General features: G+C 39.6%; 14 protein-coding genes. 3 read left to right on the top strand and 11 right to left on the bottom strand.

The window, feature by feature from the left end; all coding sequences use genetic code 11:
• Positions 1-54 precede the first annotated feature (54 nt).
• Both addA and NE664_10565 read right to left on the bottom strand, forming a co-directional pair.
• On the bottom strand, positions 55-3,726 hold the full coding sequence (gene addA / locus NE664_10570; protein MCQ4727086.1) for a helicase-exonuclease AddAB subunit AddA: 3,672 nt from the start codon (positions 3,724-3,726) through the stop codon (positions 55-57).
• A 13-nt stretch (positions 3,727-3,739) separates the two neighbouring features.
• Complete coding sequence (locus tag NE664_10565) at positions 3,740-4,333, bottom strand: hypothetical protein (GenBank protein ID MCQ4727085.1); 594 nt, start codon at positions 4,331-4,333, stop codon at positions 3,740-3,742.
• A 338-nt stretch (positions 4,334-4,671) separates the two neighbouring features.
• On the opposite strand from NE664_10565, the gene NE664_10560 reads away from it, so the two are divergent.
• From NE664_10560 to NE664_10550, 3 genes are all read left to right on the top strand, one after another.
• Positions 4,672-5,457, top strand: coding sequence for a hypothetical protein (locus tag NE664_10560; GenBank protein ID MCQ4727084.1), 786 nt, complete (start codon positions 4,672-4,674; stop codon positions 5,455-5,457).
• A gap of 120 nt (positions 5,458-5,577) precedes the next feature.
• Positions 5,578-6,531 carry a hypothetical protein gene (locus NE664_10555; GenBank protein MCQ4727083.1) on the top strand — a complete coding sequence of 318 codons (954 nt, stop codon included), beginning with the start codon at positions 5,578-5,580 and terminating at the stop codon, positions 6,529-6,531.
• A gap of 272 nt (positions 6,532-6,803) precedes the next feature.
• The gene (locus tag NE664_10550) at positions 6,804-8,411 is read left to right on the top strand and encodes a hypothetical protein (GenBank protein ID MCQ4727082.1); all 1,608 of its coding nucleotides are present in this window, start codon (positions 6,804-6,806) and stop codon (positions 8,409-8,411) included.
• A gap of 369 nt (positions 8,412-8,780) precedes the next feature.
• On the opposite strand, the gene hisE is transcribed toward NE664_10550, so the two are convergent.
• From hisE to hisZ, 9 genes are all read right to left on the bottom strand, one after another.
• Complete coding sequence (gene hisE / locus NE664_10545; GenBank protein ID MCQ4727081.1) at positions 8,781-9,104, bottom strand: phosphoribosyl-ATP diphosphatase; 324 nt, start codon at positions 9,102-9,104, stop codon at positions 8,781-8,783.
• A complete protein-coding gene (gene hisI, locus NE664_10540) occupies positions 9,105-9,440 on the bottom strand; it encodes a phosphoribosyl-AMP cyclohydrolase (GenBank protein ID MCQ4727080.1) in 336 nt (111 codons plus the stop codon).
• A 9-nt stretch (positions 9,441-9,449) separates the two neighbouring features.
• Positions 9,450-10,208, bottom strand: a complete 759-nt coding sequence (gene hisF, locus NE664_10535; GenBank protein ID MCQ4727079.1) for an imidazole glycerol phosphate synthase subunit HisF — start codon at positions 10,206-10,208, stop codon at positions 9,450-9,452.
• 12 nt (positions 10,209-10,220) lie between these two features.
• Positions 10,221-10,940, bottom strand: a complete 720-nt coding sequence (gene hisA, locus NE664_10530) for a 1-(5-phosphoribosyl)-5-[(5-phosphoribosylamino)methylideneamino]imidazole-4-carboxamide isomerase (GenBank protein ID MCQ4727078.1) — start codon at positions 10,938-10,940, stop codon at positions 10,221-10,223.
• A 2-nt stretch (positions 10,941-10,942) separates the two neighbouring features.
• On the bottom strand, positions 10,943-11,539 hold the full coding sequence (gene hisH / locus NE664_10525; GenBank protein MCQ4727077.1) for an imidazole glycerol phosphate synthase subunit HisH: 597 nt from the start codon (positions 11,537-11,539) through the stop codon (positions 10,943-10,945).
• A gap of 3 nt (positions 11,540-11,542) precedes the next feature.
• Positions 11,543-12,133, bottom strand: a complete 591-nt coding sequence (hisB, locus tag NE664_10520; GenBank protein MCQ4727076.1) for an imidazoleglycerol-phosphate dehydratase HisB — start codon at positions 12,131-12,133, stop codon at positions 11,543-11,545.
• 124 nt (positions 12,134-12,257) lie between these two features.
• Complete coding sequence (gene hisD / locus NE664_10515; protein MCQ4727075.1) at positions 12,258-13,547, bottom strand: histidinol dehydrogenase; 1,290 nt, start codon at positions 13,545-13,547, stop codon at positions 12,258-12,260.
• 19 nt (positions 13,548-13,566) lie between these two features.
• Positions 13,567-14,202, bottom strand: coding sequence for an ATP phosphoribosyltransferase (hisG, locus tag NE664_10510; protein ID MCQ4727074.1), 636 nt, complete (start codon positions 14,200-14,202; stop codon positions 13,567-13,569).
• Positions 14,203-14,216: 14 nt separating this feature from the next.
• On the bottom strand, positions 14,217-15,485 hold the full coding sequence (hisZ, locus tag NE664_10505) for an ATP phosphoribosyltransferase regulatory subunit (GenBank protein ID MCQ4727073.1): 1,269 nt from the start codon (positions 15,483-15,485) through the stop codon (positions 14,217-14,219).
• Positions 15,486-15,588 lie beyond the last annotated feature (103 nt).

The following is a 15,588-nucleotide window of genomic DNA, read 5'->3' as shown; positions in this document are numbered from 1 at the left end:
ACATGACGATTTTACCATAAAAATAAAACCGCCGATTAACGGCGGTTATTCTTTCTAAAAAACTTTCAGAGCCTTATCAAGAAAGAACGAATATATGTATACTTCATCTACATTCCTTCCAAGCGACCTTTCCACTGCTTTTTTATATAACTCAAGCTGTATCCTGTATTTGTCTATAAGCGTGTTTTCGTTTCCTGACGGCACATAATCTGTTTTATAATCATATAATATAACTTTTCCTTTATATATAAAAAAGCAGTCTATTATTCCATGGATAAGTATCCTTTCTTCAATGCCTGTGTATATATCGCTCCCATAAACTTCATAAGGCGTTAATTCCATTGCAAAAGATTCTTCCTGATAAATTTCTTCCGCACATTTAAGCATTGCTCCTATCTCACTTTCCAAAAATTTCAATATTTTATCCGGCTTTATGCTTTCAGCTTCTGCATCCGATAAAATATTTGCTTTATTAAGCATTTTTATAACATCAATTAAATCTTCTTTGGAATAATCATTTTTTAAAACAATGTGTTCCAAAACCGTGTGAAGCGCCGTACCCCTTTGAGCAAAAGTCAAACCGCTGTTTTCCGCAAATGACCACGGTTTTTTATATTCGCCTTTAACAGCCGCCGGTATCAATTCCTTTGCATCCTTTCTGTCAAGGTCAGCCATATGGCGTCGTTTGATTTCCGATACGGACACATTAGCAGGTATGCCGCAGTAATCCGAATAATGGTATTTAAATTCCAGAAGTTCCGAAGCATATTGGCTGTCCTCATATTTTTCCTCAGCCTCACATGTTTTATCCAGATTATTTTTTACAGACGTTATTTCTTCTTTATTAACCAATTTTATTTCCCAATTTGAAACATGATTATAAATTCGATCGGCGGCATCGGAAAAATTTGCCAATCTTTTTATTCCGAGATTATCTAAAAATTCGCATCCCTTTCTATGTCTTACAAGAGCCGCCATTATCCATTCTATATATGAACGGCATCCGAGTATTGAGTATGAAGGGAAAAGCATATCGCCGTACCCGCAGTATAAAGAAGATTTTTCTATAAATTTATAAGCGTCGCCGCTTGAAGCGGTTAATATAAGTTTTTCCTTAGCCCTTGTAAGGCCGACATATAAAACTCTCATTTCCTCTGTTACAGCGTCGTTTCGTAATTTTTCTTTAATGGCGACCCGTGAAATAGTCTTGTACTTAACCCTTTTTTCTATGTCGGTATAGTACAGCCCAAATCCCAAATTGCGCTCCATTAACACTTGTTTTCCAAAATCGCTTTCATTGAATTTCTTTCCAAGGCCGCATAAGAAAACAACGGGATATTCAAGCCCCTTGCTTTTATGTATCGTAGTTATCCTTACAAGGTCTTCATTTTCGCTCAACACAGCCGCTTCCGAATTGTCTTCGCTGAATTTTTCAAGTTTTTCAATATACCTTATGAAATTAAAAAGCCCCCTGAAATTTGTATTTTCAAGGTTTTCCGCTTTTTGTATTAAAAGACGCAGATTTGCCTGCCGTTGTATGCCGTTTTCTTTAACGCCTATATAATCGAAATATCCCGTTTCATTATATATTGTCCACAAAAGCGAGCTAACAGGAGTAAATTCCGACATATGTTTCCATCTTGTTATGTCGTTTAAAAACATATTAAGTTTTTCGGAAATTATATCCCTTTCTTCTTTCCCCGCATAACTCAAAACATTGTCATAGAAGTCGTCATATCCGCCGTAAAGTTTGATTTTGACAAGCTCGTCGTCGGTAACGCCGTAAACCGGTCCTTTAAGAGCCGCCATAAGCGGTATATCCTGTCGGCTGTTGTCTACTACGCGCAATATACTGAGAATAATCGCAATTTCCGTATTTTCAAAATACGGCGACTGTGTCGGAGCAAACACGGGTATTCCGGCATTTGTCAAAGCTTCCGCCGCCGCGTTCCCCCAGCCTTTTGCCGCTCTTAAAAGTATAACTATGTCGCCGTATTTTATATCTCTGTACTTATTCCGGCCGTCATAAACTTTAAACCTTCCGTCTATCATTTCTCTTATTTTGTTTGCAACAAATGCCATTTCAAGCTGTGCCGTATCAAGTTCTTCTTCCTCCCCAGCTTCTTGTGGCGGATCATCGTGCTCAGCTCTGTCGATAATATAAAGCTCTATCGGTTTTTGCCGTTCTTCTTCCTTAAACGCGGGGAAATCCGCCCCATAGTAAAGAGCGGTTTTCCCGTCATATTCGATTCCACCTGTTTCCGGCCCCATTATTTGGCTGAATATCATATTAATTCCGTTCAGTATATTTTCCCTGCTCCTGAAATTTTTAAAAAGATCTATTCTTACCTTATTATATTCGCCGTTATAGCTGTTAAACTTGTCCATAAATATTCCGGGTTCGGCCTGCCTAAATCCGTATATGCTTTGTTTAACGTCGCCAACCATAAATCGGTTATGTTTATTGCCGCTTATTGCCGATAAAATCATTTCCTGAACCATATTGCTGTCCTGATACTCGTCCGTCATAACTTCAAAATATTTTTCCTGAAAATTCAACGCGGCTTTTGAAGGTATTGGTTTTCTGACGGCGCTCCCTTCCTCAAGAAGTATCTCAAGGGCATAGTGCTCCATATCGCTGAAATCCAGCACTGATTTTTCCCTTTTTGCATTTTTAAATCTTGCCGAAAACTCTTTTACTGTTTCTGTAAGTTCTTTTGACACGCTGTATACGGCTCTTATATCCTCCAACATATCTTCTTCATAAAAAAACATATAGTCGGAAGCAATAGATTTCATTCTTTTTTTAATGTCCTCCCTTTCGGCCTTAATTTTATCTGCAAATTCTTTATCATGTTCCCCGGCTTTTATTCTCCCTATATTTTCATATTTTATATTTTTTATTTCATCCACCGCTTTATCAAAATCGTTCAAGACACTTGATTTAATGGAATTAATCTTCGCCATATCACTGTAAACCGCATTAATATAGCTGTCAGGGAGCGTACCTTCCGATTCCATGCGTCTTACCATATCCATACACTTGTCAGACAGCGAATTAAAAGCGTTTATAACGGCATTAAATATAACTTTTCCCCAAACGGTGTCAATTATTTTTGTATTTACGTCAATATTAAAATTTTCTGCCGCTTCATCAAGCCACTGTTCGGGGAATGGACTGCTTTGCACAAAATCATAAATTGAAAGTATGAGTTTTTTTAAATTATTGTCGCCGGAAGCTTCGGAAAATATCTCAACAAGTTTCAGAAACTCGCCGTTATCCTCGCTGCCGTATTTATCCTCAAAAAGTTCTTCCAAAATATCGCTTTTAATCAGATCACATTCCTTTTCATCGGCAGTCCGTACAGCCGGGTCAAGATTTATATGCATGTAATTTTCCTTAACAATTTTAAGGCAGAAAGAATCAATGGTTGTTATCTGTGCACGGCTTATAAGCGCAAGCTGTCTTTTTATATGATTGTCGCCTGGCTGTTCTTCAAGCTTTTTTGAAAGAGCCCTCTCTATACGCTCGCGCATCTGTGCGGCTGCGGCTTTTGTAAATGTTAAAACCAATAGCCTGTCAATATCTACAGGATTTTCGACGTCGCTTATTATCCTGATAATCCTTTCAACAAGTACGGCTGTTTTACCGCTGCCGGCCGCCGCCGCAACAAGTATATCCGCGTTTTTTTCATTGATTGCCTTTAATTGTTCGTCAGTCCACATGCCAAACCCTCCGTCATGCCTGTTTTGCTAATTTAATCCTTCTGTTTATGGAAATATATTTTGAAAGGTATCCCATAAATGTTTTATAAGAATTATAGCAAAAATTTTCAATAAATGCCAATGCAAACGGACTTTTAGCTTCTTCTCCGAATAAATATTGGGAAAGGCTTTTAGAAAACAGCGACGGGAAATGTTCCTTAAACTTCACGGCGCAGATAAAAAGCAGATTAAAAAGCTTCTGCTCGTCCTCGTCGAAGCCATAAACGTCAAACATGCACTTTGCCATATCGTCGGGATTTAAATCCATTCTTTTTTGCCTTAAAATTTTTATTGTATGGTGCATCGCCATAATCTTAAAAAACCGCGCTCCGCGTTCTTTATCCATTATGTCAATATTTCTGCTGAAAATATTGCTTTGGCAGTCGGCCTCAAGAAAAAAGTCATATGCGTCAATAACTGTAAATTCCGCCGCAAGCTCATAAAAAGATAAATAAAAGCTGTTTTCAAGCTTATAAACTTTATTTAGTATGTCTGTTTTTTGACTTTCTACCGTATTTTCAATTATTTTGTCTTTACCGCAGTAAATATTATAGGCTGATATTATCATATAGCACCTCCCTGATGAATATTTTACAATACTCATTAAACGTGTACAAAACATTTCATATACATAATTTTTATAAATTTCTACAGGAACCAAAGGTTTACACTAAACAATTTCATACTTTAAGAAACGAAAAAGAAAAAAAGCGGATACATTGATAAACTGTGTCTTACAGAAGCATAAAATTTTTCTGAAAATCAAGTTGAATTTCATAAAATCATTAAAAATTTTTAGTATTTACACATTTTATTGACCTTCCTGTATATATGCAGTATCATGGAGTTGAAATATATTTATTCTGTTTATAAGAAAATGTACACAAAACCAAGGAGGAATAAAATATGAATATACGCATAGGAAATTTCGGCGCAACGCCTGCCGTCACGCGGCCTATTAATCACAATTCAAAAGCTTCTTTCAGGGCTTCCATGGCCAATTCCGTTAAAGACTCCGTCACAATTACAGGCTCCACCCCCTCCGATCCGAAAGTTGCCGAAGTTGAAGAAAAGCTCGCTAAAATCAAAGCCGAGCTTGCAAATACCGATTTCTCCCAGATGAAAGATTCTGACATATTTAATTATATAGACAATATTTATGAAAGGGAGTTTCCTAATTTGTATGGGCAATTTGCTTTAAATCAAGATTTATATATACCTGTCTCTGCCCAGAGGGGAGAACAAATCAGAGAATTAACTGGAATCAAAATTGAAGATTATAAATATGAAAAATTATTCATTGAAAGCCGTAACTATGGTACTATGAGCAAAAGTGAAATAATGAATGACATAATAAATAGACATCCTGGTGAAACTCCTGCCGCCCGTATTGCTGTATTGGATGATATGTGCAAGGCCGGCCTTATAAGCATGGATGAATACTTTTATTTAAGCGGCGACATTATCAACAATATTGCCAAAGACATATGCAAAACAAAAGGTCTTGACTTCATTAAGGACGGTATTTGGCAGAATCCTGCTAAATTTATACGGGAAAATATTAACTTGGACAGTATTGAGCTTTCATGGTCCGATATTCTCGATAACTTTAAAAATACCGACCGTTTAGCTGAAGACGAACTATATAAGCTTACCGAAAAACTTGATGAAATTTTTATGGGGATTGTTTAAAAAATTTAATTGCGGCAATAAAATTAATACGGAAAGGAGGCATATTTATTTTTTTAAACCGCCGCATATATATAATGTGATATGAAATCATAAATTTACAAAAGAAGGAAGGAAAGTTCTATGAATAAAACACTCTTCAGAAAGCTTTTGTCACTCATTGCCTGCTTCACAATTATAATGTCGTCAGCCGTATTTGCAGAAGAATCCGTCATTCCTCCTGCGTCCGATACGTCAGTACATGAAAATCTCATAAACGAAAACATCTCGGAAACAACGCCGCCTGATACCGGACAAAATCCACATAATAATGAAAACACACCCGGCAATGATGAAAACGGAAACATGCAGGACAGCATCGATCCTTTGCCGGAAATCAACATCCCTTCGGAAAATGCGTCGGATAATGAAGAAAACAATAATACTTCTGATAAAGGCGAAAATCTTCCCCCTGCCGCTAATCCCGAAGAACAGCCTGAGAACGGAGGAACCGATGAAAATAATCAGTATATTGAGACAACCCTTCCGGAAGAACAAGAGAAAGAACAAATTAACGACGCGCAGCGCGCCCCCACAATACCGCTCTCAGCAGTTTACATTGTCGATATTAGAGGGAATATTGACAACAATAAATATGAAATTGAGTCTTTAAACTGCGGTCAAAACAACGGCACGACGGGCGACATAGTCTGTGAAACAAAAAATTACTTTGACAGAAGTAAAGGCGTAACTTTAGGCGTGCGCCAGCACGGCTATCATAACGCAAAGCTTAGGGCGACAGGGGCTACAGCTGATAATGCCTCTGTAGAAAGCACGGGCGTTCCGTATAACTTTGAATATGACTCATACGGCTCTGTTGCCGCATTTACTATTGATTACAAAGTTGTAAACGTTGATCCGGACGTCAGCCAAACCCGTTTTACTGTAAGGGATATCGGTGATAAAGGTTATTTTACACGCACTGTCGTTAGCTTCAGTTTACAAGGGCATACACGCCCCACAAGGAAAAATTTCCCGCATTTCTGTATTGCATATGCTTGCCATAGAAACCACTATGCCGGCGCATATGCGCCTTGAACTGCAAAAAATTTTTTCCTTGTGAGGTCGGAGAGTTTTAACGGATGGTAGCGGCGTAAGAGCAAGGCAAAGACGAGCAGGCGTAGCGGTTCCTACGGCAAGCGGCTTTAACACAGCTATTGCGCCGCTAACATCCGTTAAAACCGTGTGTGCTCTTGTAAACTGAAGCTATAAATTGGATAGACGACAGGCCGGAATCCCCCAATGTAGAATTTCTCATAGACCAATCATCCGGTACGGAACGATATCTCCTCTCCGGCGCAAACAGCTCAATGGAATATAAACTTCAAGACGGAGGCGAATGGACTCCTTGCACGGATGAACCTATGTATTTCGATATACCGGACACACTGACCGTTACATACCTTGTAAGATATAAAGCTTCCGGCTCCGGCAGCGAATCTAAGGCGACCGCTCTGGATATGTACGGGCACGATATGCAGCCAAACGTTTCTGCATCATATATGACTGAAGAAACAAAATCTATAACGGATAAGATGGAATACAGCATAAATGACGAACCTTATAAAGACGTAACAAAAGAAATGATTGAAGGCTCCATGTCGTCATTAATTGATGAATTAACCGAAAGTTCCGCAAAGCTCAACATTCGTTACAAGGCCACGGATAAAAAACCTTCAAGCCATGTATATACAACAACTTTTTATCCAAGACGCGATGTGCCATCAGGGTTTGGCATTGATACAAAAAAAGTTGAACTTATAGGCCTAAACAGCGACATGAAATATTTGCTTCCAAATTCCGATTGGAAAACAGCTTCAACATCATCTGTAAAGCTTGATGAATATGCAAGCGAGAATGAAGAAGTTACAATTTATATCCGTAATAAATATATAAGAGGAGAATACAGCGCTTCAAAACCCGTTGCAATAAACCTTCCTAAATTACGGCCTAACAGCACAACTTTGAAACTTAACTATTTGACAGAACAAATCGAAGGTTTTAAAACAGGCGTATCATACGAGTATCGTAAATTGACAACCGGCAGTTGGAAAGCAGTGCCTGAAAACAACGGTTCAATCCCCGCAAACTTCTCGGGAAATCCAAGCGTTTCAAAGGATATAAGCATATATTTCAGGGAAACAGGTTCATCAACACAAATGCCGACAAGCCAAATAACTTTTATACTTTCAAAACGTCCTTCCGCTCCTTCGGTTAAATTTGTTTACAATAATCCGAGTTATCCCGAAAAGGCCGTCCTTACAGGCCTTGAAGGAAAATCCGAATATAAACTTAATTCCGATACGCAATGGAAAGACGTTCCCGACGGCGATTTTGTCTTTGATATTCCGTCTGTAAGCGCTAAATATGATTTCAGGCTTAAAGCAACCGAAACAAGCTTTGCTTCAAGCATTTGCAGCGAAACATTAAAGAAACAGGCATCTCCATCAGGCATATCATATAACACTACAACCGAAATATTGTCATTTTCGTTTGAAGCTTATAAATATGAGTTTATAAATTCAAAAGGCGAATGGGAAAAATTTGATTCGGATGCAAAAGAAATAAGCCTTTCCGCACTGGTCGACTCCGTGCCGTCAAACGGCGCAACAGAATATTCTGTAAGGAAAGCCGCTACAGATTCTTCAGCAGCGTCGCTGCCGCGCGTTATTGTATTATACCCCCGTCTTGTCATGACTTCGACGCCGACGTTTGATACTTCAACAAAAGTATTGTCAAACGTTACAAAAGAAATGCAGTACCGTGTTCCGGGCGTAACATCATGGAGAAGCATATCAAAGACAACCGTTGATTTATCCTCGCTTATAGAAGGCAAGCCAAACCCGGTTGTAGAAGTCAGGATGAAACCTACGGCAACAAATTCTGCTTCTAAAACAATTACAATCAACTGCTTTTGATATTTAATCATTAACATTTTATAAATAGTTTGTTTATTCTAACCTTACTTCTTAACAATAAATCTACCCGCATAAGCGGGTGGATATTTTTTACAGAATAAAACACAAACTATTTCATGCGGCTATCAAATCAATTTAAAACTCCATAACAAGTTTTCCAATGCATCTTACATATGTCCGTAAAAATAATAGTTTGTTACGCAACTTTTTATTTTCATGCTTTCAGCCGCTTATTTCTTTCTTTGCCTTATTTTTATAATGAAAATAAATATCATAATGATACCTATAAATGTACATGCCCCATATAACGCCATCATGCCGTCTCCGCCGCTGTAAACTTCCATACCGCACCTCCCGTTTTTAAATATTTTAAATATCTCCTTTTACATTAAACTTCTTTAAATTGCCTTCCTTTAATTCCCTTACGGCAAGTTCGCCTAAAACGTCATCCCATGTTATTCCCATATCAGCCATCAGAACCGACAAGTGGTATAAAAGATCGCAAATTTCATAAACAGTTTCTCTTTTATCATTATTTTTAGCGGCGATTATTGTTTCGGAACTCTCTTCGCCAACCTTTTTCAAAATTTTATCAATGCCTTTGTCAAGCAGATAATTGGTATACGATCCTTCCTTCGGATTAGCTTTTCTGTCTGTTATAACATTGTAAAGCTCATACAAAACGTTTTCCAACTATAAAACCTCCTCGCCGTTCATATTCCTGTAAAAACAGCTCCTTTTTCCTGTATGGCACGCCGCCCCTTCCTGTTCAACTTTGATAAGAAGCGCGTCGCAGTCGCAGTCATAATAAATCTCCTTAACATGCTGATAATGCCCCGACGTTTCCCCTTTATGCCAAAGCTTTCCGCGGCTTCTGGAGTAATAATGCACCGTGCCTTTTTTTATTGTAAGTTCGACGGCTTCCCTGTTGGCATACGCAAGCATTAAAACTTGGTTATTTTCATAATCCTGCGCAATAACGGGTATCAGGCCCTTTTCATCAAATTTTAAACTGTCAATAAACTCCATCTTATCTCCTTAAATCCTAACCGGGACGTTCCTGTTTTTCAAATATTTTTTTAAATCCATAATTTCCATTTCCTTAAAATGGAATAAGCTTGCGGCCAACGCCGCGTCTGCCCCGCCTTCCGTAAAAGCTTCATAAAAGTGTTCCATATTTCCGGCTCCGCCGGAAGCAATTACAGGAATTTTTACACTTTGCGAAACAGCTTTCGTAAGTTCAATATCATATCCGTTCTTAACGCCGTCGCAGTCCATACTTGTTAAAAGTATTTCCCCGGCTCCAAGCGATTCCGCTTCTTTCGCCCACTCAACGGCGTCTTTCCCCGTATTAACCCTTCCGCCGTTAAGATATACGTCGAAACCGCCGCCGTCACGCCGTTTTGCATCTATTGCCACAACAACGCATTGGCTTCCGAAACGCCTTGCGGCTTCTTCAATCAATGCAGGCCTTTTTACTGCCGCGGAATTAACGGAAATTTTGTCTGCTCCAGCGCTTAATATAGTCCTGAAATCATCTATTGTTCTTATACCTCCGCCCACTGTCAAAGGTATAAATACCTGTTCCGCCGTCTTTCTGACAACGTCCAGCATTATTCCTCTTGCATCGCTTGAGGCAGTTATATCAAGAAAAACAAGTTCATCCGCCATTGATTTATTATAAAACGCCGCAATTTCGACAGGGTCCCCGGCGTCCTTCAGATTAACGAAATTAACGCCTTTGACAACTCTTCCGTTGTTTACGTCAAGGCATGGGATAATCCTCTTTGTATGCATTCGGCTCTCCCCCTATTTCTTCTCAAACCGGTTTACAACTTCCGTCAGATTGATTGATCCTTGATATAAGGCTTTTCCTATTATAACCCCATGCGCCCCGGCTTCGTCCGCCTTTTCAATATCCAAAACGGAAGAAACGCCGCCCGATGCGATAATGTCAATGCCAGTAGCTTCAACAATTTCCTTTGTGCCTTCTATATTAGGGCCTATCATCATTCCGTCTTTTGATATATCTGTATAAATAATAGTTTTGACTCCAAGTTCTTTCATATTTTTACAAAGATCTATAGCGGACACATTGCTTACTTTTTCCCAGCCGTGAATTGCTACCCTTCCGTTTATTGCGTCAATTCCAACCGCTATCTTATCGCCGTAAACCTTTACCGCCTCTTTTATGATTTCCGGATTGCTTACGGCTGCCGTGCCGAGTATAACTCTTGATACGCCGATACTTATTCTGTCCTCTATGTCCCGCATAGTTCTTATTCCGCCGCCGGTCTGCACCGGTATTTTACATGATTCGATTATCCTGCTTATTATTCCGCTGTTGTATCCGGCGCCCATCCTTGCGCCGTCAAGATCTACAATATGTAAATAAGACGCTCCCATGGAAACAAATTTTTTCGCCATAGCTACGGGATCGCTTCCATAAACCGTCATATCGTCAAATCTTCCCTGCTTCAGCCGCACACACTGGCCGTTCTTAATATCAATAGCCGGATAAATACGCATAGTTAAATCCTCCCAAAGTTTTCAAGTATTTTAAGGCCCGTATCCCCGCTTTTTTCAGGGTGGAACTGCAATGCAAAAACATTGCCTTTCTGCGCCGCAACCTGAATTTCCCTGCCGTAAAAGCATGTGGCGCTCACAACCGGGGCGTCTGTTTCAAGATAATATGAATGTACAAAATATACATACGGCTCTTTTCCTATTCCTTCAAAAAGCGGCGTTTCCAACTTAATATCAAGCGAATTCCAGCCGATATGCGGTATTTTTTCCGTTTCCGGCAGACGTACAATCCTGCCGGGTATTATTCCAAGACCGTCGTATTCGCCGTTTTCATAACTTTTGTCAAACAACATCTGCATTCCGAGACATATTCCCAGAAACGGCGTCCCCTTTTCCACAATGCTATGTATTACTTTATCAATACCTTTTTCCCTTATTGTTTTTATAGCTTCGCAAAACGCGCCCACCCCCGGAAGAACTACTTTTTGCGCGCTTTCAATAATTTTTGGATCATCGGTAACGACAGCGTCAAAGCCTAAAAATTCAAATGCTTTCTGAACGCTTCTTAAATTTCCCATGCCGTAATCTATTATAGCAATCAAAATTTACACCTCCAACATCCCTTTAGTAGAAAGGACGCCTTTAATCCTTTCATCCTTTGAAACGGCAATATCGAACGCTTTTGCGAAGGCTTTAAAAACGCCTTCCGCAATATGGTGGTTATTGGTTCCCGCAAGCTGCTTAATATGCATATTTATGCCTGCATTTGAGCATACGGCACGAAAAAATTCTTCAACCGTTTCAGCCGCCATTGAACCTATATAATCATTTGTGAATTTCACGTCAAAAGCGAGATAAGGCCTTCCGCTTATATCCATCGAACAAAGTATAAGCGTTTCATCCATTGGAAGTATGAAGCTTCCGTATCTTTTTATGCCGGCTTTGTCTCCAAGGGCTTTCTGAATACATTTTCCAAACACTATTCCGACGTCCTCAACCGTATGATGACAGTCAACATATAAATCTCCTTCGGCTTTTACATTTAGGTCTAAAAAGCCATGTTTCGCTATATGAGTAAGCATATGGTCAAAAAAACCAATCCCCGTGGAAATTTCATTTTTTCCGCTTCCGTCTATATTAAGTTCCATATGGATTTTTGTTTCCAGAGTATCCCTTGTCAGTTCGGCTTTACGCATATTTCCCTCCCCAAACTATTTAACAAATTAAATAAAATTAAACGCCGTAATTTATTGTATTTTTATATAATATTTTACTCCTAATATGAAAATATTGCAATAAGGCTACATTGATTTTGTGCATTTATTTTCTTACCCTTACGGCATTTGCATGCGCCGTAAGCCCTTCCGCATCGGCAAAACTGATTATATCGTCGTATAAATTCATAAGGGCTTTTTTATTAAAAGATATAATGCTGCTTTTTTTGATAAAATCGTCTATGGAAAGAGGCGAGAAAAACTTAGCCGTGCCTCCTGTGGGAAGCACATGGTTGGGCCCAGCCATATAGTCTCCCAAAGGTTCAGGCGAATAATGTCCCATAAACACAGCCCCTGCATTTTGTATTAAAGGAAGAATCTCAAACGGCGACGATGTGCATATTTCCATATGTTCCGGCGCTATTCCGTTTGAAATTTCACAGGCTTCTTCTATTGTGCCGACAATTATAACAGCGCCGAAATTATTAAGGGATTTTTCAATTATCTCTTTCCGCTCGAGTACAGCCGTTTGTTTTTCCAACTCTGCAACCACATCTTTTGCCAGTTTTTCATCCGTTGTTACAAGAATAGAGCTTGCAAGCTCGTCATGTTCCGCCTGGCTCAGCATATCGGCCGCAACATAAACAGGATTTGCGCTGCTGTCGGCAATTATAAGGATCTCGCTCGGCCCGGCCACAGAATCTATGTTAACATGCCCATAGACAGTCCTTTTCGCAAGAGCGACAAATATATTTCCCGGTCCGCATATTTTATCAACCTTGGGAATACTTTCAGTGCCGTATGCCAAAGCCGCTACAGCCTGCGCCCCTCCTATTTTGAATATCTCTTTGACTCCCGCTTCCACGGCGGCAACAATGGTTGTGGGGTAAACGCTCCCGTCGCTTTGAGCAGGAGTAGCCATGTAAATATTTTTAACGCCGGCGACATGAGCCGGTATAACATTCATCAATACGCTTGAAGGGTATGCCGCCTTGCCTCCGGGCACATATACGCCCACATTTTCAAGCGGCCTTACAAGTTGTCCCATTATTTCCCCGTTTGGGTTCGGATCAAACCAACTGTTTATTTTTTGCTTTTCATGGAAAGCCCTTATCCTTTCGGCTGATTTTTTAATAACTTTAAGCAAGTCGCAGTTAACTTGTGTATATGCAAAATCTATTTCTTCTTTCGTAACTTTAATGTTCCCGGCGTTTGCATCGAATTTATCGAATTTTCTTGTATATTCAAAAACGGCTTCATCTCCGTTTTCTTTTATATCTTTAAGTATGCCGTTTACAATTTCCTGAGTATTTCCGTATTCAAGCTGGGATCTTGACAATATTTTTTTTACTTGTTCCAGTCCCTCTATAGTTTTATATTTGATAAAAGGTATCATTTGCAGCATTTCCCCCAATCTATCTGACAAGCTGTCTTATCTGTTCAATTATATTGATAATCCTTTCATGTTCCATTTTCATGGAAACCCTGTTAACAATTACCCTTGCGCTTAAATGGCATATGTCTTCCAGCACTACAAGCCCGTTTTCTTTTAAAGTCGCCCCGCTTTCGACAATATCGACTATAACGTCCGAAAGTCCTACTATCGGCGCAAGCTCCACAGAGCCGTTAAGTTTTATGATTTCAACGGTTTGTCTTTTCTGGCGGTAGAAATAATCGGTTGCAATCTTTGGGTATTTTGTAGCCACGCGAAGGTTGTGGCATTTATTTATTTTTTCTTTCATCTCCGGAGGCCCGGCAACAGCCATCCTGCACTTTCCGAGCCTTAGATCAAGCATTTCATATACATTTCGGCCTTCTTCAAGTATTGTATCCTTACCGACTACCCCTATATCGGCCGCGCCGTGTTCGACATATGTCGGTACATCGCTTGTTTTTGCAAGAAATATTTTTATTCCCAGTTCCTCATTAATAAAAATAAGCTTCCTGCTTTTCTCTTTCATTTCCTCACATGGCATTCCTATTTTTTCTAAAAGTTCCATTGTCTGATCCGCCAGCCGCCCTTTTGCAAGGGCAAATGTCAAATACCTCATTTTCAGTCCCCCTTTCACGGCTTAACCAAATCATCAACCGTTATATCGGAAATAAGTACGCCTATTTCGTCAACTATTTTGACAAACTTTATATTCACCGCATCTTCAAAATATAAAATTGTTTCCATACCGCGCTGTTTTGCATATTCTATATTTGACTCCAAGTCCTCTCCAATTAAACTGTTTTCAACATTTACTCCACCGTTCCTGTAAATATCGGCCGTTTTCATCGCAGTCGCTTTGCCTTTTTGCCCATAGGCAAAAAGCGCCTTTGTCCCGCCGTTGTCCTGTTCCATGCCGTTAGCTTCAAGTACATTCATAACCTCATTTATTTTAATGCCAAATCCAACGGCCGGAATATTTTTCCCAAACTGCTTGACAAGATTATCATACCGTCCCCCGTCAAGAACAGAATATCCTGTGCCGTATGTATATACGCTGAATATGATTCCCGTATAATAATTAAGCCTGTTAACCATTCCCAAATCAAAAACAACGTACTCCTCAACTCCGTAAAATTTCAGGCAGTTATATAATTCCTCAAGCTTTGAAAGGGCTTTTTGCGCTTCCATACTTCCAACGAGGCCTTTTGCAGTTTCGATAACGTTTCCTGCTCCCACTAACTTCGGCAATTCCATAAAAAGCGTTTTAATGTTTCCGTCCATTTCCCTTTCTTCAAGCATATCTTCCATACCGACGTAATTCCTATTTGCAATTAAGTCTTTTAAAATATTTCTTTCGTCATTATTTAATCCGGTTTCGTCAAGTATGCTGTTAAAGAATGACACTTCTCCTATATGCAGCCTAAATTCGCTTATTCCGGCAGCCAATATACTTTTGACGGCCAAAGCAACGGCTTCCGCATCGGCGTCGGCGCCTCCCGCCCCCATAAGTTCTATTCCTGCCTGTGAAAACTCACAAAGTTTACCTTGATAATCTTTATTGTACCTAAACGCATTTCCCGAATATGAAAATCTCAGCGGCCCGTTTACATCGGCATACGCAGTTGCCGCAATGCGGGCTATAGGCGGAGTCATATCGCTTCTTAACGCCAAAGCCGCGCCGTTTCTGTCAAAAAAGCGGAACATATCCTTTGGATTTGTACTGCCCATCTTTTCATCGGAGAAAACTTCCAGATATTCAAACATCGGGCTTTCAACCGAATTATATCCATACCGTTCAAATACTTCTTCAATTCTTCTGTAAACTGCCTGCCGCTTCCTCTTTTCATCAGGAAGTATGTCGTTAACTCCTATAGGAGTATGAAGCTTTATATCAATCATAATACGCCTCCGCTTTATCACTTTATCAAACTAAAGTTAGTATACTTATAAATCATCTTTTTGTCAAATGTTTTATTAAAAAATATAATATTATGCCGCCGGA

It is taken from the genome of Anaerotignum faecicola (assembly GCA_024460105.1).
GTDB lineage: Bacteria > Bacillota > Clostridia > Lachnospirales > Anaerotignaceae > JANFXS01.
This window is presented reverse-complemented; position numbering and strand designations above follow the sequence as displayed.